Here is a 26,579-nt window from a genome sequence, read left to right as displayed (position 1 = left end):
CGTTCCCGGTCGCCTTGTCTGCAACGATAACAATAAGGGGCAATGGCTTTGGAGCGAGGCCTGCTGGCTGTCGATGCCGGATCTTCGGCGCTGAAGGCGGTTCTGTTCGATGCGAGCGGCATGGTCGTGGAGGCCGCGTCGCACCCGCTGCGCACGATTTCCGATGCCACGGGACGCAGCGAACAGGATGCCGAGGACTGGTGGCGCGCGCTCGGCGCGGCGGTGAGCGCGCTCGACCAGCGCCAGCGTATCACCGCGCTCGTACTGACCGGCTCGATGCAAAACCTGATCGTCGCCGCGCCTGACGGCCGTCCGCTGGCGCCGGCGATCCTTTATTCCGACCGACGGCTTGCCTCCTTCGAAACCGCGGCCGTGTACAAAAAGTTGCCGCCGGACTACGCACTCCGCTGTGGCAACCATCCCGATCCGGCCCACACCATCGTCAAGCTGATCGCCCGCGACCGGCATCTGCCCACCGGCACGCTCGCCGGCGATGTCCGGCTGCTGTTCGGCGCCAAGGACGCGCTCGCGCTGCGGCTGACCGGCCGCGCCGCCATCGACCCGACCACGGCCTCCACCACCGGGCTGATGGATATCCACTCGCGCCGTTGGGACACGGCGCTCCTCGACTGCGCCGACCTCGCGCCGCGCATGTTGCCCGACATCCTGCCCGCCGATGCCGTGGTGGGCACGCTGTTGCCGGCCCCGGCGGCCGAACTCGGGCTGGCGCCGGGCCTGCCGGTCTATAACGGCGCCGGCGACGCGGCCGCTGCCACCTGGGGCGCTCTGGCCGACCGGCCTGGAACCGCCTATGCCTATATCGGCACGACCGGCTGGGTCGCCGCCACCCTGCCGCTCGCCGACGCCGCGCCGCCGCGCGACATCTATACGCTCGCCGACCCCGTCCACGCCGACCGCGCGATCGTCATCTCGCCCTTCCTGACCGCCGGCGCAGCACTCGACTGGGTGTGCGACATCGCCGGCGCCGACCACGACACACTGCTTGAGCGGGCGACGGAAGAAGACGCCTCGCCGCCGGAGGCGCTTTTCCTGCCCTATCTGTCCGGCGAACGCGGACCGTTCGAGGACGGGGCGGTGCGCGGCGGCTTTCTCGGTCTCGACCGCAGCCAGCGCTCCAGCGCGCTTGCCTACGCGGCGATGGAAGGCATCGCCTTCGCCATCCGCCACAATCTCGACACGGCCGGCCTGCCACCCTCGCCCCTGACGATCATCGGCGGCGGCGCGCGCCACGCGCTGCAGCGGCAATTGCTGGCCGACAGCCTCGCCCGCCCGGTCATGGTACCGAGCGGAAGCCGCGAAATGACGGCGTTCGGCCTGCTGCGCATGGTGGCCGGCCCGCTCGGCTTGGCATTGGCCGACCACCGGCGTCTCGCGCCGGCCGAAACCGTGCCGCCGCGTCCCGAACGCGCCGAGCGCGGCGAACGGCGCTACCGCACCTATCTCGGCCTGTCGCGTTTCGCGCGTGATATCGCCCCCGCTTTGCGTCCGGCCGGACGCTTCGACCAGGAACACGACCACAGGAGGACAGGATGAAACGGACTTTGTCGATCGGCGCGATCGCGATGGGGCTCACAGCCGCCACGCCCGCCCTTGCCGAGGATGTCGCGGTGCTCACACCTTATCTTAGCTCGGTGGCCACCAACGAGATGGTGGAAACCTTCAAGACGGACGCCGAGAACAAGGGCTGGACCGTCAATGTCGTCGACACGCGCGGCGACTTCCAGCAATTGGCGAGCCGTGTCGAGGACGTCACGAATGCCGGCGTGGACGCGATCGTGCTGGTCAGCGTCGACCCGAACCAGATCGGCGACCAGATCAAGGCGGCGTCCGACGGCAAGATCCCCGTCTTCATCCTCGACGGCGCGCTCGCCGAGGGCGTGACGGCCAACATCACCACCGACAATTTCGCCCTCGGCACAATCCTGTCGGACTATCTGTTCGAAGCGATTGGAAACAAGGGCAATATCGTCAAATTCTTCCATTCCGCCCACCCGGGCGTACGTCAGCGGGAATTGGCGCTCGACGAGGCACTCGAAAAGAACGGCGATGTCACCGTGATCGCTGAACATTACGTCCAGGTTCCGGGTCCGATCGACAATGCCCGCCAGGCGATGGAGACCTTCCTGCGTCAGCACGGCGACAAGATCGACGGTGTATGGGCAGCCTGGGACGAGCCGGCGATCGGCGCTCTGCTCGCCGTGCAGAGCGACATGCCGACGTCCAAGATGGCGATCGCCGGCATTGACGGGAACCCGCAGGCGATCGATCTGATCGGCCAGTGCACCAATCTGGTCGCGACAGTAAGGCAGGATTTTCCCGCTATCGCGCGGACCGCGGTCGCCGAAATCGAAAAGGTGATGGCCGGCGAGGCGCCGAGTAATCCCGAGATCTTCGTCGACGCCATGGTCGTCGACCGCAAGAGCCTCGATGCGACCTGCGACGGCTGACCTGGAGCCGTTCCTCTTTAGCTGGGAGCAGTTTGATGGAATGGATTTTCGCTCCGCAAGGAGAAGCCCGCAGCGCGATATCAATATCGGGCAAGGGCTTCGACACGGGCCGCGGCGCAAAAGCCGTCCAGACCTGGAGCGTCCTGTGGTTTTGATATCGCCTTTAAAACCGCAATCGCCCGACCTAGGTCTTTCGCACGTCTTACAGCGTCGCACGCGGCTCACGGTGCCTGCACCGCATCGCCACGCGCTCCTGGCCGGACTGCGAAATCCCGGCGGTCAAACGATTCCATTCAAACAGGAACGGCTCTAGCCACGATGCTCGCACTGGACGGTCTCGTCAAACGCTTCGGCGGCGTCACCGCGCTTGACGGCGTCGCCATGCGTGTGGCGCCGGGACGCGTGCACGCGCTGTTGGGCGAAAACGGCGCCGGCAAGTCGACCTTGCTGAAGTGCCTGTCGGGCACGCACCGGCCCGACGCCGGCACGATGCGCCTGGCCGGCGCGGCCTATGCGCCGGCCAGTCCGCGCGCGGCCGAGGACGCGGGCCTGCGCTTCGTGCATCAGGAACTCAATTTGGTGCCCGAATTCACCGCCTATGAGAACGCCTATGTCGGACGCGCCTATGAAAAGCGTTTCGGTCTGGTGCGCTGGCGGATTATGCGAAAACGCTTCGCCGCGGTACGCGACCGGTATGGCCTCGACCTCGATATCGACCGCCCTGTCGGCCGGCTTTCGGTCGCCAAGTGCCAGATCGTGGAGATCCTGCGCGCGCTTATGGACAAGGCGAAGATCCTGGTTCTGGACGAGCCGACCGCCTCGCTCAGCGAGGCCGAGGCCGAGACGCTGCGCGCCATCGTCCGGCGCCTGGCCGACCAAGGCACCGCGGTGATTTTCGTGTCGCACCGGCTCGACGAGGTGTTTGCCGTCGCCGACGACTTCACCGTGTTGCGCAACGGCAAAACAGTCAATCACGGTCGGCTCGCCGAGACCTCGCGCGAGGCGATCATCGCCGAAATGGCCGGCCAGGCCTTTAAACAGCGGGCGCGCGCCGCGTCGGCAACCGGCGGCGCGACGATGCTGGAATTGTCCGGCCTTCGGGTCGCCCCCGCCCGGCCCTCGATCGACCTGACCATCGGCGGCGGCGAGATCGTCGGACTTTACGGCATCGTCGGGTCGGGGCGTTCAAGCCTTTTGAAATCGATCTGGGGCGCCAATCCGCTCTGCCGGGGTTCGCTCGTGCTCGATCGCAGCGCCCTGCCCCGCACCGGCATAAGGTCACGCATCGCGGCCGGCGTCGCCTATGTGTCGGAAGATCGGCGCAACACCGGCCTGATCATGCACCAATCGATCCTCGACAACGCCGCCCTGCCCCGGCTTGGCCGTTACCGGGCCCATCGCGGCCTGCCCGTTCTGTCGCACAGGCGCTTGCGGGCCGGTGTGGACGCGATTCTCTCCGGGCTCGCCGTCAGATTCGGTCGTCTCGACGACCGCATCTCGACGCTTTCGGGCGGCAACCAGCAAAAGATCATGATCGGCCGCTGGCTCGACGACGACATCCGCCTGTTGTTGCTCGACGAGCCGACCCGCGGCGTCGACATCCGCTCCAAGGCGGATATTCACGCCCTATGCCGGGCGCGCGCGGCCGGCGGTGCCGCGGTGCTGTTTGCCACCAGCGATATCGAGGAATTATTGATGCTCGCCAGCCGCATCGTCGTGATGGCGCAGGGCGCCGTCACACTGGACATCGCCAATTCGGGCGTCAGCCGCGAGACGGTGCTGAAGGCCGCGTTTCACGCGCCAGCGCGGTCCGGCATGGCTTCATAGATCGGGAGTTGACATTGGCATTCTCGGCTCGCTACGGCACGCTGATCGGCCTCGTCGCCATCATCGCCCTGTTTTCGGCCCTCTCGCCGGCTTCGTTCGCGCAGGCCTCCAATCTGATCAACATCACCCAGCAGATGTCGCTATTGGCGATCGTGGCGCTAGGCGCGACCTTCGTCATGGCGCTGTCGGAATTCGACCTGTCGGTCGGCGCGGTCGTCTCGATGGCCGGCATCGTGTCGGTGAGCCTGTTCGGCGCCGGCTGGGGCGTGCCCGTCACGATCGCGGCCACGCTCGCCGCCGGCTTCTGTGTCGGGCTGATCAGCGGTTATCTGATCGCGACCTTCCGCATGCCGAGCTTCATCGTCACCCTCGCCATCGGCACGGTGATCGGCGGCATCACTTTCTGGATCAGCGACGGCGCGACCCTGTTCGGCAACATCCCGGTCGCCTTCCGCGACCTCGGCCGCGGCACGCTCGCCGGCGTTCCGGTGCTCACCTTGTGGGCGCTGGCGGCAACCGTACTCGCCCTGTTCGTGCTTGACTGGACCGAACTCGGCCGCCGGGTCCTGGCCATCGGCGGCAACCGCGAGGCTGCCCGGCTGAGCGGCGTGCGCGTCACCTACAACAGCGTGTGGGCTTTCGCGCTGTGCTCGCTGTTCGCCGCGATCGCCGGCCTGCTTTTGACCGCGCGCCTCGGCAGCGCCCATCCCACCGGCGGCAACGGCTTCCTGCTGCAGGCCTATGCAGCCGTCTTTCTGGGCATGACCGCTTTCCGCGACGGTCAGGCCAATGCGCTCGGCACGCTGCTGGGTGCGGCGATCATCGCCGTCGTCGCCAACGGGCTGACCATCCTCGGCGTTCCGAACTACCTGCAGGATATCTTTACCGGCCTGATCATCATCGGCGCCGTTCTGGTGCGCAATATCGGCCACCGGGCATCGTGACGCGCGCGCCACGAACACCCCCCGCCTATCGCCGCCTGGCGCAACGCCTCGCCGCCGAACTGAAAACCGGATTGTGGCGTCGTGGCGATACGCTGCCTCCCGAAAACGAACTCGCGCGCGGCTATGGCGTCAGCCGGCGGACCGTACGCAGCGCGCTCGCGCTGATGCAAAACGACGGCCTGATCGACAAGGGACAGGGTCGCAACGCACGTTATTGCGCGCGCGTCATCGAGAGCCAGGGCCGTAATCTCGACGATTTTCCGACCGCCGCGCGCCAGGTCGGCATGACACCAGCAACCCGCGTTCTGGGCGTCGCGCGCCGCAGTTCCGGCCTTGCCGAAAGCCGCGCGCTCGGGCTTGCCGTCGGCACGGCGGTGACCGAGATCGAACGTCTGCGGCTGCTCGACGGGCGGCCCGTGGTCCGCCAGGCCAGCGTGCTGCCGCAATGGGTCGCCGACACGCTGCCCGTCGACCGGCTGATGCGGGACTCGCTCTACGATCTGATCCGCCGCGCCACCGGCGCCACGCTGAGGATCGGTTCGCAGCATTATTCCGCCGTCGCCGCTTCGCCCGGCCAGGCCGCCGATCTCGGCCTGGAACCCGGCGCCAGCCTGTTGCGGCTTTGCCGGCTGGTCGTCGACGCCGAGGGCCGGCCGGTCGAATATTCCGATTCGCTGGTGCGCGACGGCTATTTCCGTTTCGATGACTGACGCGGCCGGAATCGGCAGGCACACACAAAACGCCAACCCTTCCAGGCACTTGCAACCAAGGCATGATTCAAGCCGATAAGTCCTTGAATCAAAGCCGCAACAAAAAACGGCCGGCGCACGGGGCGCCGGCCGCTCGCTCCAACCGGGTGTTCCGGCTATCCTTCGCAATCCCACCAGAAGCGCGAGAAATCCGTGTCCCAGCTCTGCATCGGCACCCAGGCATAGCCCTGCAGGCAGCTATTGGCGGCAAACCGCTTCTTCTGGGTCAGCAGATAGATGTCGGACTGCCGGTCATGCAGTTTCTGCTGGATTTCCTTGTAGATCGCGTTGCGGGCCTCAACATCGGTTTCGCCGCGCGACTTGTCGATCAGCGCGTCGATGTCGGGATCCATCACCCATTCCATCGACGACCACGTGCCCTTCGCCTTGGAATGGTACTGGACATAGAAGACGGAGTCCGGGGACGGATAGGTCGGCCCGTAGAAGACCTGGGTCGAAGCCGGCGTCGTGTCGACCGCCGAGGCCAGTTCGGTGATCCGGTTCCACGGCTCCGGCTGCAGCTCGACCTCGAAGCCGATGGTCTCCAGCGTCGACTTGAGCAACAACCCGATCTCTTCCTCGAAAGCGGTCTTGGCGACATAGGCGTGGGCGAGCTTGATCGGCGTATCGCCGGCATATTTCGACTTGGCGACCTCTTCCTTGGCCTTCTCGAGGTTGAATTCCGGCGATGGCAGGCTGTCGAGATGGGCGTCGGCGAACACCGGCGCCAACGGCCCCTTCAACTCGCCGCCCGGATAGATCACGTCCCGGATCGTGGCGTAGTCGGTCGCATAGGCGATCGCCCGGCGAATATGGACGTCGTCGGTCGGCGCCACCTGGTTGTTGAGCTTGATGTAGAAGCCGGTCGCCGTGTCGGCGGCGATGATCTTGTAATTGTCGAGCTTGTCGATCGCCTCATAGGTTTCGTTCGACTGGTACTGCGACGACATGCCGAGTTCGCCCTTGGTGGCGAGCGCCTTGACGGTCGCCTCGTCGCGCGTGATCACGAACCGCAACTCGTCGATCGGCTTTTGCTTCGGCCAGCCCATGTGATAATCGCCGTAGCGTTCCATCACCATCTGCGAGCCGCGAGTCCAGCTCGCCAGGCTGTAGGGTCCCGCGCCGGCCGAAGCGTCGGCCAGGTAGGTCTCGCCCCATTCCCCGTCGCCCTTCTCCTTCACCAGGTCGGAATTGACGACCAGGATCAACGGCGTGTTGGAGATGAACGGCGCATAGACGCGGTTGAGCGTGATTTCGACCGTGTGGTCGTCGAGCGCCTTGACGGCATCCGGCTCGACCAGGCCGGAAAACAGATAGGCCGGGCCTTCATTGATCGCCAGCAGGCGCTGCATCGAATAGACTACGTCCTTGGCCTCGACCGGAGTGCCGTCCTGAAAGGTCGCATCGGCCTTCAGCTTGAACGTGTAGGTCTTGCTGTCGTCCGAAATCTCCCAGCTTTCGGCGAGCTGCGGCACCACCGCGCCCGTCGCGTCGACTGTGGTCAGCGCATCGTAGAGGTTCACGATCGCCATATATTCGGTGTAGTCGTTGACCTTGGCCGGATCGACCGTGCCGAAGATCTGCACCGCGTTGACGACCAGCGACACCTTGTCCTGGGCAAGGGCGGCGGGCGCCAGCGCGCTGGTGCCCAAAAGGGCGGCAAGAGCGACTGGAAGCATGCGTTTCATGGCTTTCTCCTCTGGATATTATGGTTGCGGTTCCTAAACGTCAGGCAGCTTTCGTGAGTTGTTCCAGCGGCACGAAATCCTGGTCGTAGCCGAAGTAGCGGGGTCCAACGAGGTCGAGCCCGGCCTTGGTGCGCCATTGCGGGTCGCTCGGCATGCCGATGAACGACAGGGCAAGCCCGTAGCGCAGCTGCTCGGTGGTGATCGGCAGTCCGCCGTCGGCGTCGAGGGCGCAGATCAGGTCGGGCGTGGTGGCAAGCGCGGTCCCCTCGCCGTCGCGGGCGATCAGGAACTCGTTCTGGAATTCGACGGAGAAACTCCGGCCCTGGTCGGCGTCGACTCCCTTCAGGATAGCCTTGCCGCGCGCGAACCCGCCAGTCGTGCGCCGTTCGATGTCGACCACGCGGGCGGTAAACAGGCGCCGCCCGTCAAGCCTGGCGATCAGCGCCTCGGCCGGATTGCGGTTTTGCGCCCGCTCGGTGGCGATCGTCTCGCCGACCTCCTTGATCAGCGAAAGCGTGTTGCGCAAGATACCCTTTTTCATCCGTGCGCCCTGCATGGGATAGATCGCCACCAGCGCGGCGCCGCCCATCTCCACCGTCTGGGCGCGCGCCAGCTTTTCCGTCCATTGGTTCGAGATCGTGTTGATGACCGAGGAATTGCCCTTTTCGTCGGCGATCACCATCGGCGTGGCCGCCACCCCGTGCATGGTGAAGCTCACCATCTGCAGCTCGGGAAAGGCACGCCCCATGCCGTCGCCGTCGATCAGCGGCAGCCCGGTCGCCGCGGCGACCGCGAAGGGAATGGTCGAGTTGAGCCCGCCCGCCTCGATGCAGATCAGCGCATCGGCCTTGCGGCCGAGAAAGGTCTCGAGCTGGGTCAGCGCCTCGCGCGCCTCGTCGCCGCGCGGCAGCTTTTCAACCATCACCGTCGGCGCGCCCATCATCGCCACCGGCACGCACAAGGCGTCGTCGGAAACCTCCTCGGCATCGATCACACGCACCGGACCGTATTGTTCGATCGCCGCGCGCGCCATCAGCTTGCCGATATGCGGATCGCCGCCGCCGCCGGTTCCCAAAAACGCGCCCCCCAGCGCGATCGGCTCCATGTCGGCGGCCGAAACCGTAAATGTCGTCATGTGGCGCTCCCTTGTGTCGGATCGTCCGCTTCCATCGGCCGGTAGGCGATGTCGTCGAAGCCGAATCCCTTCGGGCCGACGACCTCCAGCGCCTCGGGCGTGCGCAGCAGCGGGTGGCAGGGCAAGGCCACCACCGCGACCCGTTGGCCGTAGCGCAGCATTTCGGTGGTGATGGCGTTGCCGGTGTCGATGTCGAGAATGATGATCAGGTCGGGCACGGCGATCTCGACCACGCCGTCGCGCTTGAACACCAGGTTCTCGTTCTGGATCAGCACTGCGGCCGTCTGGTCGTTACAGCCGTCGAAGCCTTCGATGATCGCCTCGCCGGTAACGAAGCCGCCCTTCAGATGCCGCTTGAGATCCTTGATCTTGCCGGTGAAGCAGACCCGCCCGTTTTCCATCTCGCAGATCGCCGCGATCGGGTCGGCATGGCGCTGACGCGCCTCCATCACCGCGCGGCCCAGCCCCACCGCCTTGGTGTAGGAATCGGGGATGGAGAACCGCTTGACGAAGGCGCCGCTCATCGGCGCGCTGGCCAGGGTCGAAGCCCCGCCCTGCGAGATAACGCAGGCGCGCGCCATCCGTTCGTGCCATTTCTCCGAGATCGCGTGGTCGAAGATGACGACATTGCCGTGCGGATCGCACATCACCGACGGCGTGGAACGATGACCGTAGATCGAATAGGTCGTCATCTGCATTTCGGGAAAGGCGCGGCCCATGCCGTCGCCGTCGACCACCGGCAAACCGGCCAGCGAGGCGGTGATCAGCGGCTCCATGGCGTTCTGGCCGCCGATCTCCTCGCAGGCGATCGCATCGGCCTTGAAACCGAGGCGCTCCTCCAGGGCGCGCACGCAGCGCAGCCCTTCGCGGCCTTCCTTGATGCGCTCGAAGGAAATCAGCGGCGCGCCGATGCCGCCGAGCGACACCACCTTGGCGTCGTCGGGCAGATCCTGCATCTTGATAACGCTGAGCGTGTTGCCGCTGCGCAAAGCCTGGCGTGCCCTAAGCTTGCCGATATAGGGATTGCCGCCACCGCCGGTGCCCAGGATCGCCGAGCCGATCTCCAGCGCCTCGATGTCGGCTTCCGTCAACGTCCAGAGTTTGTCAGGCCGGGAGAGCATCGCCGCCTCCCATCTCGCCGACCACCTTGACGTGGATGCGCGTCGCGTTGCCCGGCAGATAGGCCAAGGGCACGTCCTCGCGCTCGATGACCTCGATCGTGGCGGCGGCAGCGCCGGCGCCGATCGCCTTTTCGGTGGCCTCCTCTTCGGCCTGTTTCAGGCAGATCTCGCGCGTCAGGCCATTTTCCAGCGAATAGATCCGGTCGACCTCGCCGCTGATCTGCGCGATCGCGGCGCCGACCGCGTTGGCGACGGCGAAATGGTCCGGCCGCAGAACCTCGAGATCGCCGAGCCGGTCCGGCATCAGGATCGAGCCGCCGCCGACCGCGATCACCGGCAGCGGTTCGGGCGAAATCCGGCTGCGCTCCACGGCCGCTTCCAGCATTGCCGTTATGGCCTCGCGGGCGCCTTGCGCGAGATCGCCGCCGACCGAGGCGAGTTTCGACTTGTCGCCGATCTCGGCCTCGCCGCGGGCGACCGCGATGTCGGTCGCCGTCAGCGTGTCGCCGCCAAAGACCAGCGCCTCCCGGGTCAGGCGGTAGCCGACCGATTGCGGGCCGACCGTGACCGTTCCGTCTGGACTGCGCCGCACCAGCGAGCCGCCGCCCAGACCGATCGAGAACACGTCCGGCATGCGGAAATTGGTACGCACGCCGCCAATGTCGACCACGGTCGCGGCCTGGCGCGGAAAGCCGAGCTGCAACGCGCCGACATCGGTGGTCGTGCCGCCGATATCGACGACGATGCCGTTTTTGATGCCGGTCAGGAACGCCGCGCCGCGCATGGAGTTGGTCGGTCCGGACGCGAAAGTCAGCACCGGAAAGCGCTTGACCATCGCCGCATCCATCAGCGTGCCGTCGTTCTGGGTGATGAAGAACGGACAGTGCAAGCCGGTCGATTTCAGCGCCGAACCAAAGGCGTCGACCGTGCGTTCGCTCAGCGCCAGCAGGCTGGCGTTCATGATCGCCGCGCTTTCGCGCTCCAGAAGCCCGATACGGCCGATATCCGACGACAGCACCACCTGGAGATCAGGGCACTTTTTCAACAACCGATCCCTGGCATCGACCTCCATCTGCCGGTTGATCGGGCTGAAGACGGAACTGATCGAGGCCGAGCTGATCTTCTTGGCCAATATGTCGTCGGCGATGCGGTCGATCTCGTCGCCGTCGAGCGGTGCGATCTCGCGCCCGTCGAACTCGTAGCCGCCGCGCACCAGATAGCCGAGATTGCCCGCAGCCTCACGCAGGTCTTCCGGCCAATCGACCATCGGCGGCAGGCAGGCGGTCGCCGGCAGTCCGAGCCGGATCGCGGCGACCGGGCTGATATGTTTGCGTTCGATGACCGCATTGGTGAAATGGGTTGTGCCGATCATCACATTGGCGATCTTGGCGCGGTCGACGCCGGCCTTCGACAGCACGTTGTCCAGCGCTTCCAGAACGCCGGAGGTCACATCCTCCGTCGTGGCCGCCTTTACGCCGGCAAGCACCTCGCGGTCATGCATAACCACCGCGTCGGTATTGGTTCCCCCTACGTCGATACCCAGACGATACACCGCATTTCTCCTTTCTTCATTTGCCGGCGGCGTTCAGGCGACCGCATCGACAAGAAAACGCTTTCTTTCCTCCGCCGAGACGGAGGGTTTCATTTGTTCTTCCTCGTCGGCCATGACCGGAACCGCGGCGATCAGCGCCCGCGTATAGGGATGGGCCGGTTTGGCGAAGACGGTCCTCGGTTCGCCTTCCTCCACCAGTTCGCCGCGCAACATCACCGCGATCCGGCTGCAGAAATTGCGCATCAAGGACAGGTCGTGGGAGATGAAGAGATAGGTCAGGCCAAGCTCGTCGCGCAGCCGTTGCAAAAGCGCGATGACGTTTTTCTGCACCGACACGTCGAGCGCCGAGGTCGGCTCGTCGAGCACGATGATCTTCGGGTTGGCTGCCAGCGCGCGGGCGATCGCCACGCGCTGCTTCTGTCCCCCGGACAATTCGTGCGGATATTTCGACACGTAATGCGCCGGCAGGTCTACATGGCGCAGCAATTCGGCGATCCGCGCGTCGAAACGCACCCGCTCGAGCCCGGCAAAACGCAGCGGCACCGATAGCGTCTGTCCGACCGTGCGCTTCGGGTTCAACGACGTGCCGGGGTTCTGGTAGACGATCTGGGTCAGGTGGCGGAAGGCGTCGCTGCGGCCGGTACCGGCCATCTTGACGCCGTCGACGGTAATCTCGCCGGTGCTCGGTGCGATCAATCCCATGATCATGCGCGCGACCGTGGTCTTGCCGGAACCGGATTCGCCCGCCAGCCCGAAAATCTCGCCCTTGCCGATCGTCAGGTCGACATCCTTGACCGCGATGTGCTCGCTGCCGCGCCCGATCAGCCGGCGCTCGGAAAACACCTTCGACACGCCGGTGAGTGCGATGATCGCCTCGCCCTCGACGGGCGGCTGGTCGACCACTTTCGGTCCATAGAGCGGCGGGATCGCATCGACGAGTTGACGCGTATAATCTTCGCGCGGACTGGTGAAGAGTTGGCGCAGCGGCCCATGCTCGACGATCTCGCCGTGGCGCATGACATAGATGTCGTCGGCCATCTGGCGCACCACGCCGAGATTATGGGTGATCATCAACAACGACAGGCCGTTTTCGGAGACCAGCCGGTTGATCAGCTTCATGATCTCGTCCTGGGTGGTGACGTCGAGCGCCGTGCCCGGCTCGTCGGCAATCAGCAGCTTGGGCTGGTGCAACAGCGCCAGCGCGATCAGCACGCGCTGGCGCATGCCGCCCGACAATTGCGCCGGATAGGCCGAAAACACCCGTTCGGGATCGGAGAGCTGGACCTTGCGCAAGACTTCGTAGATGCGTTTTTGGCGCTCCGCCGCGCCCGACCGTTCGCCCAGCCGCATGTCGGCAAAGCGCATCACGTCGTCGAGATGGCGTCCGATGCGGAAGACCGGATTGAAGGAGGACAGCGGGTCCTGCATGATCACGGAAAAGGCCGTGCCCTTCATGCGGTCGCGCTCGGCTTCGGCAAGCTGCAGCACGTCGCGGCCCTCGAACAGGATCGAACCGCCTTCCACATGCGCGTTGCCGGGCAAGGTGCCGAGGATCGACTTGGCGGTGACCGACTTGCCGGACCCGGTCTCGCCGATCAGCGCGACCCGCCCGCCCTCGGGGATCGACAACGAGACGTTCTTGAGGATGTGGGCGCGGAAGCCATAGGTGCGGAAGGCAACGTCCAGGCCGCGGATGTCGAGCAGATTGCCCATCCTCACGCCTCCACGTCGAACATGTCGCGCAGCCCGTCGCCGAGCAGGTTGAAGCCGAGCGTGGCGTAGAAAATGGCGAAACCCGGCGCCAGCACCTCCCACCACATCTCCGGCAGGAACTGCCGCCCGTCGGCGACCATCGAGCCGAGATCCGGCGTCGGCGGCTTCACGCCGAGCCCGAGAAAGGACAGCGTCGCGCCGAACAGGATGACGAAGGCGGCGTCCAGCGTCGTCTTGACCGAGATCACCGAGATGCAGTTCGGCAGGATTTCGCGCGTCAGGATATGCCAATGGCTGGCGCCGGCGAGCCTGGCGGCCTCGATGAAATCCTCGGCCGCTATCGATTTCGACACCCGGTAGACGAGTCGCGCGTGCCAGGTCCACCACAACAGGGTGATCGCCAGCATGGCATTGACCAGGTTGGGCTCCAGCACGTTGCCGATCGCCAGCGCCATGACCAGCGGCGGGATCGCCAGCATGACATTGGTGAAGCCGGTGATGATGCGCTCCGTCAAGCCGCTGAAATAGCCGGCGGCCAGACCCAGCGCCGCTCCGACCGGCACCGCGACGCCGAGCACGCCAATGACCAGAAACAGCGACACCCGGAAGCCGAACACGACGCGGCTCAAGATGTCGCGCCCGACCTTGTCGGTACCGAGAAGATGGGCCATGTCGGGCGCGGCGTGGCGGTTGCGGAAATCGACCACCGCGCCGACATGGTCCGGATAGGGCGCGATCAGCGGCGCGAAGATTGCGGCGAGGATGACGGTGACGACCATGAACGCACCGATCACCGCCGCCGGATTGCGGGTGAACCGGTACCACGCCATGTAGCGGGTCGAGAGCGCCTCGGGCTGCGGCATTGCGGGAGCCGACATCAGCGCGCCTCCTTGAACCGCAGGCGCGGGTCAATCATCAGCAGCACCACGTCAATGATCAGATTGGCCACGATGAAGAAGAAGCCGGAGACCAGCACCACGGCCATGACCGCGTTGAGGTCCTTCTGCAGGATCGCCTCCAGCCCGTAAGACGCGAACCCGCCCCAGGAAAACACCAGTTCGACGACGAAGGCGTTGCCGATCAGCGAGGCGAATTCCAGGCCCATGATGGTCAGCGGCGCGATCGAGGACAGTTTCAAAAGATAACGGAAAATGATCACCCGGTCGGGCACGCCGAAGGATTTCAACGTCAGCACGTGGTCGCGCCGCTGATGCTCGATCATCGCCGAGCGCGTGATGCGGGTCACCTGTCCGATGCCAGCCATGGCCAGCGCGAGCGCCGGAAACAACAGATGCTGCAGCGCGCTGGCGAAGACGTCGAAACGGCCATGCGCGAGTGAATCGATCAGAAGCAAGCCGGTGGGGCCCTGGGGCGCGGTCAGCGTATAGTCGATCCGTCCGAGGATCGGCCAGCCGGGAAAGAAATTCGCCGCGGCGAGCTGAAGCAGGATGGCGAACAGGAAGCTCGGCATCGTCACGCCGATGATGGAGAAAAAGCGGCCGGTATTGTCGATCCAGCTGTTGCGGTAGCGCGCGGTGACCACACCGAGCGGCACCGATATCACGATCATCAGGAACACCGTCACCAGCACGAGTTCCAGCGTCGCCGGCAGAAGTTCGAGGATTTCGCTCGCCACCGGCTTGCCGGAGATCAGCGAGCGGCCGAAATCGCCGCGCAGGGCGCCGCCGACATAATTCACGAACTGGATCAGGACCGGATCGTCGAGCCCCATTTCCAGGCGCATTGCGTCGACTTGCTCCTGGGTGGCGCTGGGACCGAGCGCGATGCGGGCCGGATCGCCCGGCACCACCCGCGCCAGCACGAAGATCATCAGCGACAGGACCAGCATGACGCCGGCGAAGCCGAGCAGCCGCCGCAGCATGACGTCGAGCCAATTGGTGTTCATGTGCCTCCGGTTCCGCCTCGTGGCGGCATTGGCTGCCGCGCTGTCGTTGCCAAAAGTTTCCCGCGACCACCGCATCCGGATCAAGGGCGAGATAGGATAGGTTTTGATAGAATAGGTATAGGTTTTTGAGAGGCCTGGTCGATTTCGCCCGCTCAGGCGACCCAGCCCAGCGCCTTGGCGGTCGCGATCGCCTCGCCCCGGCGGCGGCAACCGATCTTGCGGTAGATGTTGGACAGGTGAAATTTCACCGTCACCTCGGACAATCCGAGCTGGCGGGCGACGAATTTGTTGGTCCCGCCCTCGACAACGAGAAGCAGCACCTTCATTTCCTTGCGCGTCAGCCCCGCGCGCCGCGGCCCGTCCGAGGTCGGCATGTCGAGCGCCTTGAGCCGGCGCATCGCCTGGCGGACATCGTTCGAAGCCAGCACGAACGAGCCGATGCGCTTGTCGTCGAGAAGCGGTTGGATGAGTTGCGGCTCTTCGGCCAGCGGCATGATCGTGCCGAGCCGCGCACACGCCTCCAGTGCCTTCAGCGTATCGGAGCGGGCTGTGGTGATGTCGCGGTGAAGGCGCGCCAGATGAGCCGACCACACGCGCACCGTCACGCGCTGGCGGTCGGTGAGATGGTCGTTGGTCAAAAGGACGGCGACCTGGTCGCGCAGCATCGGCCGGGTCGGCACCTCCCAGATCAGATGGCGCAACCACGCCATCACGAGCGCGATTTCCTGCGGGTCAACGAGACGGATCAGGTTTTCCACCGCCCCCTCGACCCATGTACGGTTCGCCCGTGACTGCACGGCGGTGAGAAGGTCGGAGGCCTCCTGCCAGCGATTGCCGTTTTGCAGGATCGCGACCTCGCGCAGGGTGATGACGAGCCGGAACCGGTTCGAACGCCATTCCTGGACACGCCATTTGTCGAGAAACACCCGCGCCGCCGCGCTCGACACATGCCGGCTCAGCGCCTGGCCGCCATAGTTGATCGCCAGTTCGGCAACGGTCGGCCAGATCTCGCCATAGGCGAACCGGTCGAACTCCTCGTTGAGGAAGCGCACCAGGGTACGCACGTCGCCCTGCTCGTAGCGGATGACGGCTTTCACCAGGCCCAGCAGTCGGCCGTCCGACGGCGTCTCAAACGGGACACGGGCAAGTGTCTGGCCGGCATGGCGAGCATGGCTGTCGGCGGCCGTGAGCGCGCCGCGCAGCAGGCACAGGATCGCCTGGTAGAGATCGACATAGAAACCCAGCAGGTGGGCATCGGCTTGCCGATAATGGTGGCGCGCGCGCCGCGCGATCTCGTCGGCGGAATCATATTCGCGCCGACGCACCGCGACTTCCAGCATGGCGTTGTAGAAGCTGCCGCGCTGCAGATGATCGTCGAGCGGCACCTCGCCGAGCGCATCGAACACCAGCGCCCGCGACTTGTCGGTGATGGCGATGTCCTCGTACATGGCCATCAGGAACCGAAACAGCCTGAAATCGAGCGGAAAACGGGCCCGATCGTCCAGAACCAGGTTGAGATCCAGCGACTCGGCGCCGAAGCGGCGAGTGATCAGATGCCGGGCGCGGCTGACATTGCCCGATTTGAGCGCATGCATGGTGTAAGCGAAGACCAGCACGTTGTGGCGATCGCGCCAGTCCTCGGGAAATCCGTCCAGAACCTCAAGACATTGGTCCAGCCCATGGAAATGCATGAAGAATTCCCGGCCACCGGCGTAGAAAAGACGTAGTGCCTCGTCGAAATCGCCCTGTTTCTGCGCCGCCAGGATCGCCGCCACGGTACCGTCGCTCCGTGGCGCGTCGCCTGTTTCCGGTGCAACGGCGTCGGTTCCCTGCCGAGCCGAAATCGGCGCAAGGGCGGTGCGAAACGCCGCGGCGACCTCGGCGACGCGAAAGGTCAGCACGCCACGGTCCGCATCGACCCGCACCAGGGCGGGAAAGCGGTCGCACAGTTCGACCACCCGGCCCGCGTCGACCAGGTCGGTGGCCAGGCCGTCCGGCGCCCGGGCAAGCGCCTCCAACAGCGTTTTGAACGGATCGGAGAGCAATCCGAGCAATTCGGCCGCGATCAACGCGCCGGCGTCGGTCGCCAAGCCGGCGTCGGCTCGGCCCGCGACCGGCGGTGTGGCGTCTGTTTGATGCCTGTCGTCTTGCACGCCCATGCGCGGTGTGCCCCAAAGCGTTATCGGCCGGGACAATGCCGCATTTTCGGCACCGGTCCAATGCCGGCGCCGGCGGTCAGCGCGTCATCTCGGCGATCCCGCCATTGGCGGCCGACCAGGCGAGCGGCGCCTTGAGAAAGCTTTCGACCTCGCCGAGCACATGCGGCGAAAACCGGCCCTCGTCCTCGCACACCTTCAAGACGTCCCACCAGGTCGCAAGATAGTGCAGCCGCATCCCGGCCGCCTTCAGCCGTTCCGGCGCGTCCGGAAAAATGTCGTAATAAAACACCGCGAACGTGTCGGTGACCCGCGCGCCGGCGTCGTTGAGCGCTTCGGCAAACTTGATTTTGCTGCCGCCATCTGTGGTCAGGTCTTCCACCAGCAGGATGCGCTTGCCCTCCACCGGTGCGCCCTCGATCTGCGCGTCGCGGCCGAAACCCTTGGGTTTCTTGCGCACGTAATGCATCGGCAGGCCGAGCGAGTCGGACAACCACGCCGCGAACGGAATACCGGCCGTTTCGCCGCCAACCACGCCATCGAACTGCTCGAAGCCGACATCGCGCAGGATCACCGATGCGGCGAAATCCATCAGCGCCGCGCGGATGCGCGGATAGGAGATCAGCTTGCGGCAGTCGATATAGACCGGGCTCGCCAGCCCCGAGGTGAACGTATAGGGCTCGTCGGCGCGGAAATGAACGGCCTCGATCTCGAGCAACATCCTGGCCACGGTGGTCGAGATCACCGCGCGTTCGGGAAAGGTGTTGGAAAACATGCGTTCGTCCTCGGGCTGTTGACGGGTCGTGCGGACGTTCCGGGTTCTAGCCGGCTTCGTCCGCGACGAACCAGTGGATCGGAAACATCGGATCGAACACCGTCACCGGTCCCTCGCCGGTCTCGATGCGGGGCGGAAAGGCGATCGGGTCCGCCGCGCGCTTCAGGTGCATCCGCGCCTCGTTCGGCGGCAGGCCGTAAAAGGCCGGGCCGTTCAGCGAGGTGAAGGCCTCGAGCCGGTCGAGCGCCTCTTCCTCCTCGAACACATGCGCCAGACAGGCCATAGTGTTGATGGCCGAAAAGATGCCGGCGCAGCCGCAGGCGGTTTGCTTCGACGCATCGGTATGGGGGGCGGAATCGGTTCCCAGGAAAAAGCGGGCGTCGCCCGACGTCGCCGCCGCGCGCAGCGCCAGCCGGTGGGTTTCGCGCTTGGCGACCGGAAGACAGTAATAATGCGGGCGGATGCCGCCGGCCAGGATCGCGTTGCGGTTGATGATCAGGTGATGGGTGGTGATCGTGGCCGCAAGCCCCTTGGGATTGGCCAGCACGTAGTCGACACCGTTCTTGGTCGTCACGTGCTCCATCACCACCCGCAGGCCCGGCACGCGCCGGCGCAGCGGCTCCAGCACGCGCTCGATGAACACCGCCTCGCGGTCGAAAATGTCGATGTCGGCGTCGGTCACCTCGCCATGGATGCAAAGCGGCATGCCGATCTCGGCCATACGCTCCAGCACCGGCACCACCTTTTCAATGTCGCGCACGCCGCTTTGCGAATTGGTCGTCGCCCCGGCCGGGTAGAGCTTGACCGCGCGCACCACGCCCTCTTGGAAGCCGCGCGCAACATCGTCGGCGTCGGTCGCCTCGGTCAGATAAAGCGTCATCAGCGGCTGGAACGTCGATCCCGGCGGCAGCGCCATTTCGATGCGGTTGCGATAGGCCGCCGCGTCGGCCGTGGTTACGACCGGCGGCACCAGGTTCGGCATGATGATCGCTCGGGAAAAATGTGCCGCGCTATAGGGCAGCACGCCGGCCAGCATCGCGCCGTCGCGCAGATGTAGGTGCCAATCGTCGGGTCTGGTGATTGTGAGGCTGTTCACGCTGTGCTTCCGATCCTTGCCGGCCGTCCGGTTTGCCGGCGTGCCGCGCGGCCATGCTGCGAGCCGGTTCGAAACGATAGCAGCCCAATGCCATGAAGCCGCGTCCAGGAAAACCGGCTTGCGCGCGAAATCCGCAACTTTGTGCCCGGCAGACCCGCGAAAATAGCCCAATCACGATGGGGCCGGACATCCGACAAGCCACGCTCGGGCAAGCTCGAGGGTCCAGTTCTGGCCGACAAGGTCCCGACCGAAGGAATGGTGGCTTTCCTCCGACGCGAGCCCGGCGGGCTCCGCCGTCGAAATCCCTGCCCGCCGGTCATGCTGCGCCGCGGATTTCTCCCTGCCTGGACGAAAATCCGTTTCCGTCAGGTGATTCCATTTCCGAATGAACGGTTCTAGAACCGACCGTGGACAGGCCCGCATCGGAACGACGCCATGACCCCGGACGACCTCAAGAGCCTGATCCGTATCCCGGCGCGGGAGCGGCGCGCGCCCATCGTCCGCGCGGCCGAGCGGTCCGACGAGGGCGATCATGTCGTCGAGCGCCTGATATTCGATTTCGGCGACGGCAGGCCGGTACGTGGACTGCTGACCCGACCGGCGCGCGCGAGCGGCCGCTGCCCGGCGGTGCTATATTGCCATGCCCACGGCAACAAATACGCGATCGGGGCGTCGGAACTCCTCGTCGGTCGTCCAAGCCTTATCGGCCCCTATGGACCGGTGCTGGCGAAAGAGGGGCTGGTGACCTTGTCGGTCGACATGCCGACCTTCGGCGATCGGGCCGAGTCCGGGGAAAACGCGCTCGCCAAGGCGATGCTGTGGCGCGGGGCGACGCTGATGGGGCTGATGCTGGCCGACCTGTTGGCCGCCTTCGATCATCTGGCCGCGCGCGCCGATGTCGATGCGACCCGGATTGCCACGTTCGGCCTGTCGATGGGGGCAACCCACGCCTATTTTCTGGCTGCCCTCGAGCCGCGCGTGGCGCGTACGGCGCATCTTTGCGCCTATGCCGATCTCGACAGCCTTATCGAAACCGGCGCCCACGATCTGCACGGCCACTATATGACGGTCCCCGGCCTGCTTGCCGCCACCTCGACCGGACGCATCGCCGGCATGGTCGCGCCGCGCCGGCAACTGATCTGCACCGGCGACCACGACCCGCTCACCCCGCCCGACGCCGTCGAAACCGCCTATCGGCAGACCCGCGCGGCCTACGAGACGGCTGGCGCGGCAACGGCGCTTACACGCCTGTCGCAGCCCGAGACCGGACACCAGGAAACCCCGCAAATGCGCCGCGCGGTGCTCGATTTCCTGGGCGCCATGCGCTGAGACAGCGCCGGCCCTACTCGGCCGGCGCGATCCGCGGCTGCTCGGGCTCCGGCGCCAGTTCGCGCCGGGTGATCAGCGTGTAGAACATCGGCACCACGAACAGCGTGAACATCGTGCCGATCAGGATGCCGGAAAAGATCACCAGCCCCATCGAGTAGCGCGCCGCGGCGCCCGCGCCTTGCGCGGTGATCAGCGGCACGACGCCCAGCGCCATCGCCGCCGTGGTCATCAGGATCGGCCTGAGGCGCACCTTGGCCGATGCGATGATCGCCTCGAACCGGTCGAGCCCACGCTCGTGGCGCTGCTGATTGGCGAACTCGACCAGCAGGATCCCGTGCTTGGTGATCAGTCCGATCAGCGTGATCAGTCCCACCTGCGTATAGATGTTCAGCGTGCCCAGGCCGAGATTGAGCGGCACGATCGCGCCGAAGATCGACAAAGGCACCGACATCATGATGATCAAGGGATCGCGGAAACTTTCGAACTGGGCCGCCAGCACAAGGTAGATGACGATCAGGGCGAGGCCGAAGGCCAGCAGGATCGTATTGCCCTGCTCGGCCTCCAGCCGCGACTGGCCCGAATAATCGAGGAAGAAGCCGTTCGGCATCAGCCCCTCGGCGATCTCCACGATCGTCGACAGTCCGTCGCCGGTCGTGACGCCCGGCAAAGGCAGGGCCGAGATGGTGGCCGAGTTCAACTGATTGAACTGTTCGATCGCCGACGGCGCCGCATTGGTGTCGATCGACACGACCGCCGACAACGGCACCATCTCGCCGGTAACACTGCGCACGAAGAACTCGCCGATGCGGCGCGGATTGTCACGGTATTCCCGTGGCACCTGGGTGATGATGTCGTAGCTGTTGGATTCGCGGTCGAACTGGGCCACGGCGCCGCCGCCGACCAGAAGGCTGAGCGTCGTGCCGATATCGCGGATCGGCAGGTTGAGGGCGGCCGCCCGGTCGCGGTCGATGGTCACGGTGACCTGCGGCGCGTCGAAGGCGAGCGAGTTCTGCACCACGATGAAACGTCCGCTTGCCTCGGCCTCGCGCTTGATCTGCTCGGCGACCTCGAACACCTGGCTGGATTCGCCGGTCGCCCGGATGACGACCGAGATCGGCAGGCCGCCGCCCGCGCCCGGCAGCGATGGCGGCGCAAACACCAGCGCCTGTACGCCGGCGACCTTGGACAGCCGGGCGGTGATGTCAGCCTGGATTTCCGACTGCGAGCGCTCGCGCTCGGCCCAATCCTTGAACGACCACACCGCGATGGCGCTGTTGGTCTGGCCGCCCAGGCCGACGATGGAGAAATTGGCGTCGAGCTCCGGCAGATCCTTGGTCAGCTCCCGCATCTGGTCGGTATAAAGCTGGGTGTAGGGCGTGGTCGCGTAGCGTGGCGCGTTGACGAGTGCGAACAGCGCGCCGGCATCCTCTTCCGGCGCCAGCTCGGTGGACGTCTTGGTGAAGAGATAGCCGGTCAGTCCAAGCAGCACCGCCACGATCATGAAGGTGACGGCGCGATAGTTCAGCGAGCCCGCCACGAGCCGTTCATAGACATTGGCCACCCGGTCGAACGTGCCGTCGACGATGCGTTGAAAACGGCTGTGATTGCCCGCCTTGAGCAGGCGCGCCGACATCATCGGCGTGATCGTCAGCGCCACGAGTCCCGAAATGATGACGGCGCCGGCGAGCGTGAAGGCGAATTCGCGAAACAGCGAGCCCGTCAATCCGCCGGTGAAGCCGAGCGGGGCGAACACGGCGGCCAGCGTGACCGTCATCGCCACGACCGGGCCGGTGATCTCGCGCATGCCGCGATAGGCCGCCTGCATCGGACTCATCCCGTCCTCGATGTGGCGATGGATGTTTTCCACCACCACGATCGCATCGTCCACCACCAGGCCGATCGCCAGCACCATCGCCAGCAGCGACAGGAGGTTGATCGAATAGCCCAGCACCAGGAGGAGGAAACACACGCCGATCAGCGACAGCGGAATGGTGACAATCGGCATCAGCACCGAGCGGAACGATCCGAGGAAGAGCAGGATCACCAGGATGACGATCGCCACCGCTTCCGCGATCGTCTTGAAAACCTCGTCGATCGAGGCGCTGATGGTCTCGGTGGCGTCGTAGACCATGGTCGCGGTCATGCCTTCGGGCAGGCTTGCCTGGATCGCGGGCAGTTCCTTGAGCACCGCCGCCGACGTATCGAGCGGATTGGCCGACGGTGTCGGGAAGATGCCGACAAAAGTGCCCGGCTTGCCGTTGAAGCTTACGACCGTGTCGGTGCTTTCGGCCGCCAGTTCCACGCGCGCCACCTCGCCCAGCCGAACGACATCGTCGCCCGACGCCCGCAGTGGCAGCGCCGCGAAGGCTTCCGGTGTCTGCAGGGTCGATTTCAGCGTAATCGAATGAGCGACATAGTCGTTCTCGATCTTGCCGGGTGCCGACAGGAAGTTCGACGCGTTGATGGCATTGAGCATTTCGGCGGCGGTGATGCCGCGGGCGGCGAGCCGCACCGGATCGACCCAGACCCGCATCGAATACTCCGCCGCACCCAGGATCTGCGCCTCGGCCACGCCCTCGACCGTCGACAGGCGCGGCCGGATGACCCGGTCGAGATATTCGGTCAACTGTTCGGCCGTCATGTTCGGGTTCTGCATCGCCAGATACATGATCGCGAATTGCTGGCCCGTGCCCTTGACGATGGTCGGATCGCGCGCATCCGTCGGCAGGTTGCCGCGCACCTCCTGAACCTTCGACATCACCTCGGTCAGCGCGACGTCGGGGTCGGCGCCCAGTTCCATCTGCACCGTCACCACGCTGGCCGACGGCCGGCTTTGCGAGGTGACGTAATCGACGTTTTCGGTCGTCGACACCGCCGCGGCGATCGGCGCGGTGATAAAACCCTGGATCAGTTCGGCGCTGGCGCCGGGATAGATGGTGGTGACGGTGATCACCGTTTCCTCGACCTGCGGATATTGCCGCACAGTGAGGTTCATCATGCCCTGGAAGCCGAGCAGAAGAATCAGGAAGCCGACGACGGTCGACAGGACCGGACGGCGAATGAAGATATCGGAAAAATTCATTGCGCGGCCGCCTCCCCGGAACGGGTCGCCGCCGGCTCGACACTGTTGTCGACCGTAACCGGACCGTTATTGGTCAGACGGTTCTGTCCGGCAGTGACGACCTCGTCGCCCACGGATACGCCCGAGACGACCTCGATCACGCCGCCGGCCCGGCGCCCGGTCTTGACGAAGACCTGCCGCGCGACGAGGCCAGGCTCGTCCTCCGACGCGTCGCCCTTGCCCTCGGCCGGCGCGACCACGAACAGGTAATCGCCGTAGAGGCTGGTGACGAGCGCCGTCTGCGGCACCACCAGAACGTTGCCCTCGGCCGGCAGTTCGACCCGCACCTGGACGAACTGGCCCGGGCTCAGCCGGCCGCCCGCGTCGGTGATTTCGGCGCGCAGCGCGACCAGCCGCGTTTGCGGGTCGACGCGCGGTTCGATGCCGGTGATCTTGCCGGAAAAGTCGAGACTGTCCTCCGACAGGCCGTAACGGACCGGCAGTCCGATCTTCAAGAGCGGCAGATTCTGTTCCGGCACGCTGAAATCGGCGCGCAACGTGTCCAGATCCTGCAGCGTCGCCACCGTATTGCCGGGCGCGATATATTGGCCCTTTTCCACCCTGGGAATGCCGATCGTGCCCGAAAACGGCGCCTTGAGTTCCTTCTGGGCAAGCACGGCCTCGAGCTTGGCGACCTGCGAGGCCGAGGCCGTCGCCGCCGCCTGCGCGCTTTCCACCGCCGTTTCCGAGCCGACGCCGCGCTTCAGAAGTTCCTGCGCGCGCGTCAAAACCTGCATGTCGAGCTGCGCCTTGGCGCGAGCCGCTTCAAGGTCGGCGCGTTGCACATTGTTGTCGAGCACGACCAGGACCTGGCCCTCTTCGACGCGGTCATTGGCGCCGAAGTTGACGTCCTGGACAATGCCGGTCGTCTCGACCGTCAGGTCGACGCCGCGTGCGGCCCCGACCGTGCCGATCGCCTGAATCCGCGGTGTCCAGACCAGGGACTCGACCTTCGCCGTCGACACAGTCACGGCCGGCCGTGGCCGGTTGGCAAAAAACTGGCTGATCGCCTCGTCCCGGTACATGTTGAAGCCGACGAGTCCTCCGCCAACGATAGCGACGAGAACGAGGGCGATGAGGAAGCGTTTGACCATGCGGGGCTGGCTCCGGCAGTTCGGTTTTGGGCATGCTAGTCGCTAAGACTTCATCCGGCGAGGGCAATGCCGCTTTGAGCGCTTGCGTGCCGAAGCGCTTAACTGTACCGTCTGGTCGGTGAAGTCAATATCGAGGGGCACGGTTTCGATGGCGCCACGACGCCCGTCCTCGCGCGCGAAAATATTGAAGGCCGCCGCCGCGGTCGCCCGCGAGGCCGGCATCGGCCATTTTTCGCTCGACGCCGTCGCCGCACGCGCCGGCCTGTCGAAAGGCGGGCTGCTTTACAATTTCCCCACCAAGTCGAAATTGCTCGAAGCGCTGGTCGAGGAGCACTTGGTCGAGTTCGAGGCGGAGCTGAGCAACTATGCCGCGTGCAGCGCCGGCCGTCCCAACGCGCTCGCGGCCTCGTTTCTGGCCGTCACGCGTGATCAGGATTATCCGCAGGAACAACAGCCGGCCGGTCTCCTGGCCGCCCTTGCGAAAGATCCGAGCTTTCTGGAACCCGTATTGCGCTTCAACCGGCAGACCCTGACACGCATGACCGCCACGGCAAGCGATCCGCACATGGTGCTGGTCGCCTTCCTGGCAATCGAGGGGCTGAGGCTCACGCGCCTTTTGGGGCTCGATGTGCTCGACGCCTCGGAACGCGCCGCAGCCTACGCCAAGCTCGAAGCGCTGCTGGCTGCCTCAACGCCGGCCTGACATCTGCGCCGCAATATCCGCCTCAAAGCGTCGTCCAGGCGCCGTCCCGTTGCGAAGATTTCACACACGCCTCCACGAAGGCGACGCCCTCCACCCCGTCATCCACGGTCGGATAGACCACGCCCGCCTCCGGCTTGCCGCCCGCGCGCCGCGCGGCGCGGATCGCCCGGGCCGCCTCGGCATAGATGTTGGCGAACCCTTCGAGATAACCTTCCGGATGGCCGGGTGGCACCCGCGAAAGCCGCCCCGCCGCCTCGCCCGCGCCAGCTCCGTTGCGCGTGATCAGTCGCTTCGGCTCGCCGAACGGCGTGAACCACAGATGGTTGGGATGCTCCTGCTCCCATGCCAGTCCGCCCTTCGTGCCGTAGACCCTGAGCTTGAGCGCGTTCTCGTTGCCGGGCGCGACCTGGCTCGCCCACAGCATGCCCTTGGCCCCACCCTTGAAGCGCAGCATCACATGCGCGTTGTCGTCCAGCGGCCGGCCATCGACGAACGCCGTCAGATCGGCGGCGAGACTGTCGAGTTCGAGCCCGGTCACGAATCGGGCGAGGTTGAAGGCATGCGTCCCGATGTCGCCGGTCGCACCGCCGACGCCCGAGCGCGCGGGGTCGGTGCGCCACGATGCCTGTTTCTGGCCGGTGCCCTCCAGCTTCTCGGTCAGCCAGTCCTGCGGATATTCGACCTGGACGACGCGCAGGTCGCCAAGTTCGCCTGCGGCCACCATCTCGCGCGCCTGCCGCACCATCGGATAGCCGGTGTAATTATGCGTCAGCACGAACAGTTTGCCGGATTTTTTCACCAGCGCGGCGAGTTTTTTCGCGTCCTCGAGATTGGCGGTCATCGGCTTGTCGCAGATGACGTGAATGCCCGCCTCCAGAAAGACCTTGGCGGCCGGATAGTGCATATGGTTGGGGGTGACGATCGCCACCGCCTCGATGCCGTCGGCGCGCGCCGCCTCCGCCGTCGCCATCTCCTCGAACGAGCCGTAGCCGCGTTCGGGATCGATCCCGAGTTCGGCCGCCGAGGCGCGCGCCCGCTCGGGATCGGAGGAGAGCGCGCCCGCCACCAGCTCGAACTCGCCGTCGAGCCGGCCCGCGATGCGGTGCACCGCGCCGATGAAGGCGCCCTGTCCGCCGCCGACCATGCCGTAACGGATCGGCCCGTTCTCCGTCCGTGCCTTTGATGCGCCGACCATGACGGCC

Annotated in this window: 20 protein-coding genes; 7 read left to right on the top strand and 13 right to left on the bottom strand. The window is 65.6% G+C overall.

What is annotated here, in order from left to right; genetic code table 11:
• The first annotated feature begins 42 nt into the window (after positions 1-42).
• The 5 genes from GN330_RS09180 (at position 43) to GN330_RS09160 (ending at position 5,949) form a co-directional block, all read left to right on the top strand.
• Complete coding sequence (locus GN330_RS09180; RefSeq protein WP_246188601.1) at positions 43-1,554, top strand: xylulokinase; 1,512 nt, start codon at positions 43-45, stop codon at positions 1,552-1,554.
• Positions 1,551-2,468, top strand: coding sequence for a sugar ABC transporter substrate-binding protein (locus tag GN330_RS09175; RefSeq protein ID WP_156712380.1), 918 nt, complete (start codon positions 1,551-1,553; stop codon positions 2,466-2,468). The genes GN330_RS09180 and GN330_RS09175 overlap by 4 nt, the downstream gene beginning before the upstream one ends.
• Before the next feature lie 318 nt (positions 2,469-2,786).
• Positions 2,787-4,295 carry a sugar ABC transporter ATP-binding protein gene (locus tag GN330_RS09170; RefSeq protein WP_156712379.1) on the top strand — a complete coding sequence of 503 codons (1,509 nt, stop codon included), beginning with the start codon at positions 2,787-2,789 and terminating at the stop codon, positions 4,293-4,295.
• Between the two features lie 14 nt (positions 4,296-4,309).
• The gene (locus tag GN330_RS09165; RefSeq protein ID WP_156712378.1) at positions 4,310-5,239 is read left to right on the top strand and encodes an ABC transporter permease; all 930 of its coding nucleotides are present in this window, start codon (positions 4,310-4,312) and stop codon (positions 5,237-5,239) included.
• Positions 5,236-5,949: a UTRA domain-containing protein gene (locus GN330_RS09160; RefSeq protein ID WP_156712377.1), complete on the top strand. Its 714-nt coding sequence runs from the start codon at positions 5,236-5,238 to the stop codon at positions 5,947-5,949. The genes GN330_RS09165 and GN330_RS09160 overlap by 4 nt, the downstream gene beginning before the upstream one ends.
• 155 nt (positions 5,950-6,104) lie before the next feature.
• Here the strand turns inward: GN330_RS09160 and GN330_RS09155 are convergent, their stop codons facing one another.
• The 10 genes from GN330_RS09155 to pyrC form a co-directional block, all read right to left on the bottom strand.
• Positions 6,105-7,676, bottom strand: coding sequence for an ABC transporter substrate-binding protein (locus GN330_RS09155; RefSeq protein ID WP_197435102.1), 1,572 nt, complete (start codon positions 7,674-7,676; stop codon positions 6,105-6,107).
• 40 nt (positions 7,677-7,716) lie between these two features.
• Entirely contained in the window at positions 7,717-8,811 is a 1,095-nt protein-coding gene (locus GN330_RS09150; protein ID WP_156712376.1) for an S-methyl thiohydantoin desulfurase family protein, read from the bottom strand.
• The gene (locus tag GN330_RS09145) at positions 8,808-9,932 is read right to left on the bottom strand and encodes an S-methyl thiohydantoin desulfurase family protein (RefSeq protein WP_156712375.1); all 1,125 of its coding nucleotides are present in this window, start codon (positions 9,930-9,932) and stop codon (positions 8,808-8,810) included. The genes GN330_RS09150 and GN330_RS09145 overlap by 4 nt, the downstream gene beginning before the upstream one ends.
• Complete coding sequence (locus GN330_RS09140) at positions 9,916-11,484, bottom strand: hydantoinase/oxoprolinase N-terminal domain-containing protein (RefSeq protein WP_343040481.1); 1,569 nt, start codon at positions 11,482-11,484, stop codon at positions 9,916-9,918. Before GN330_RS09140 ends, GN330_RS09145 begins: the two co-directional genes overlap by 17 nt.
• A 33-nt stretch (positions 11,485-11,517) precedes the next feature.
• Entirely contained in the window at positions 11,518-13,197 is a 1,680-nt protein-coding gene (gene nikE, locus GN330_RS09135; RefSeq protein ID WP_156712374.1) for a nickel ABC transporter ATP-binding protein NikE, read from the bottom strand.
• A gap of 2 nt (positions 13,198-13,199) precedes the next feature.
• On the bottom strand, positions 13,200-14,075 hold the full coding sequence (locus GN330_RS09130; protein ID WP_156712373.1) for an ABC transporter permease: 876 nt from the start codon (positions 14,073-14,075) through the stop codon (positions 13,200-13,202).
• Positions 14,075-15,103 carry an ABC transporter permease gene (locus GN330_RS09125; protein WP_156712372.1) on the bottom strand — a complete coding sequence of 343 codons (1,029 nt, stop codon included), beginning with the start codon at positions 15,101-15,103 and terminating at the stop codon, positions 14,075-14,077. The genes GN330_RS09130 and GN330_RS09125 overlap by 1 nt, the downstream gene beginning before the upstream one ends.
• Before the next feature lie 152 nt (positions 15,104-15,255).
• Positions 15,256-17,193: a LuxR family transcriptional regulator gene (locus tag GN330_RS09120; protein WP_156712371.1), complete on the bottom strand. Its 1,938-nt coding sequence runs from the start codon at positions 17,191-17,193 to the stop codon at positions 15,256-15,258.
• A 145-nt stretch (positions 17,194-17,338) separates the two neighbouring features.
• On the bottom strand, positions 17,339-18,034 hold the full coding sequence (locus GN330_RS09115; RefSeq protein WP_156712370.1) for an orotate phosphoribosyltransferase: 696 nt from the start codon (positions 18,032-18,034) through the stop codon (positions 17,339-17,341).
• Between the two features lie 46 nt (positions 18,035-18,080).
• Complete coding sequence (pyrC, locus tag GN330_RS09110; protein ID WP_246188641.1) at positions 18,081-19,070, bottom strand: dihydroorotase; 990 nt, start codon at positions 19,068-19,070, stop codon at positions 18,081-18,083.
• Between the two features lie 495 nt (positions 19,071-19,565).
• Between pyrC and GN330_RS09105 the strand changes: the two genes are divergently transcribed.
• Positions 19,566-20,459, top strand: a complete 894-nt coding sequence (locus GN330_RS09105; RefSeq protein WP_156712369.1) for an alpha/beta hydrolase family protein — start codon at positions 19,566-19,568, stop codon at positions 20,457-20,459.
• A 13-nt stretch (positions 20,460-20,472) separates the two neighbouring features.
• Here the strand turns inward: GN330_RS09105 and GN330_RS09100 are convergent, their stop codons facing one another.
• On the bottom strand, positions 20,473-23,541 hold the full coding sequence (locus GN330_RS09100) for an efflux RND transporter permease subunit (protein ID WP_156712368.1): 3,069 nt from the start codon (positions 23,539-23,541) through the stop codon (positions 20,473-20,475).
• Positions 23,538-24,674, bottom strand: a complete 1,137-nt coding sequence (locus GN330_RS09095; RefSeq protein ID WP_156712367.1) for an efflux RND transporter periplasmic adaptor subunit — start codon at positions 24,672-24,674, stop codon at positions 23,538-23,540. The genes GN330_RS09100 and GN330_RS09095 overlap by 4 nt, the downstream gene beginning before the upstream one ends.
• Positions 24,675-24,822: 148 nt before the next feature.
• Here GN330_RS09095 and GN330_RS09090 point away from each other — a divergent pair, with 148 nt between their 5' ends.
• The gene (locus GN330_RS09090) at positions 24,823-25,377 is read left to right on the top strand and encodes a TetR/AcrR family transcriptional regulator (protein ID WP_156712366.1); all 555 of its coding nucleotides are present in this window, start codon (positions 24,823-24,825) and stop codon (positions 25,375-25,377) included.
• Positions 25,378-25,399: 22 nt separating this feature from the next.
• Here the strand turns inward: GN330_RS09090 and GN330_RS09085 are convergent, their stop codons facing one another.
• The gene (locus tag GN330_RS09085) at positions 25,400-26,572 is read right to left on the bottom strand and encodes a Gfo/Idh/MocA family protein (protein ID WP_156712365.1); all 1,173 of its coding nucleotides are present in this window, start codon (positions 26,570-26,572) and stop codon (positions 25,400-25,402) included.
• Positions 26,573-26,579 lie beyond the last annotated feature (7 nt).

The sequence above is a fragment of the Nitratireductor arenosus genome, from assembly GCF_009742725.1.
Classification (GTDB): Bacteria; Pseudomonadota; Alphaproteobacteria; order Rhizobiales; family Rhizobiaceae; genus Mangrovimarina; species Mangrovimarina arenosa.
The sequence above is the reverse complement of the archived record's forward strand: the minus strand, read 5'-3'. Positions and strand labels throughout refer to the sequence as shown.

Bases quoted from the DNA above. Each gene is read 5' to 3' on its own strand.
- GN330_RS09180 (WP_246188601.1), top strand. From the start codon at position 43: ATGGCTTTGGAGCGAGGCCTGCTGGCTGTCGATGCCGGATCTTCGGCG.
- GN330_RS09175 (WP_156712380.1), top strand. From the start codon at position 1,551: ATGAAACGGACTTTGTCGATCGGCGCGATCGCGATGGGGCTCACAGCC.
- GN330_RS09170 (WP_156712379.1), top strand. From the start codon at position 2,787: ATGCTCGCACTGGACGGTCTCGTCAAACGCTTCGGCGGCGTCACCGCG.
- GN330_RS09155 (WP_197435102.1), bottom strand. From the start codon at position 7,676: ATGAAACGCATGCTTCCAGTCGCTCTTGCCGCCCTTTTGGGCACCAGC.
- GN330_RS09150 (WP_156712376.1), bottom strand. From the start codon at position 8,811: ATGACGACATTTACGGTTTCGGCCGCCGACATGGAGCCGATCGCGCTG.
- GN330_RS09145 (WP_156712375.1), bottom strand. From the start codon at position 9,932: ATGCTCTCCCGGCCTGACAAACTCTGGACGTTGACGGAAGCCGACATC.
- nikE (WP_156712374.1), bottom strand. From the start codon at position 13,197: ATGGGCAATCTGCTCGACATCCGCGGCCTGGACGTTGCCTTCCGCACC.
- GN330_RS09130 (WP_156712373.1), bottom strand. From the start codon at position 14,075: ATGTCGGCTCCCGCAATGCCGCAGCCCGAGGCGCTCTCGACCCGCTAC.
- GN330_RS09125 (WP_156712372.1), bottom strand. From the start codon at position 15,103: ATGAACACCAATTGGCTCGACGTCATGCTGCGGCGGCTGCTCGGCTTC.
- GN330_RS09115 (WP_156712370.1), bottom strand. From the start codon at position 18,034: ATGTTTTCCAACACCTTTCCCGAACGCGCGGTGATCTCGACCACCGTG.
- pyrC (WP_246188641.1), bottom strand. From the start codon at position 19,070: ATGCTGGCCGGCGTGCTGCCCTATAGCGCGGCACATTTTTCCCGAGCG.
- GN330_RS09105 (WP_156712369.1), top strand. From the start codon at position 19,566: ATGACCCCGGACGACCTCAAGAGCCTGATCCGTATCCCGGCGCGGGAG.
- GN330_RS09100 (WP_156712368.1), bottom strand. From the start codon at position 23,541: ATGAATTTTTCCGATATCTTCATTCGCCGTCCGGTCCTGTCGACCGTC.
- GN330_RS09095 (WP_156712367.1), bottom strand. From the start codon at position 24,674: ATGGTCAAACGCTTCCTCATCGCCCTCGTTCTCGTCGCTATCGTTGGC.
- GN330_RS09090 (WP_156712366.1), top strand. From the start codon at position 24,823: ATGGCGCCACGACGCCCGTCCTCGCGCGCGAAAATATTGAAGGCCGCC.
- GN330_RS09085 (WP_156712365.1), bottom strand. From the start codon at position 26,572: ATGGTCGGCGCATCAAAGGCACGGACGGAGAACGGGCCGATCCGTTAC.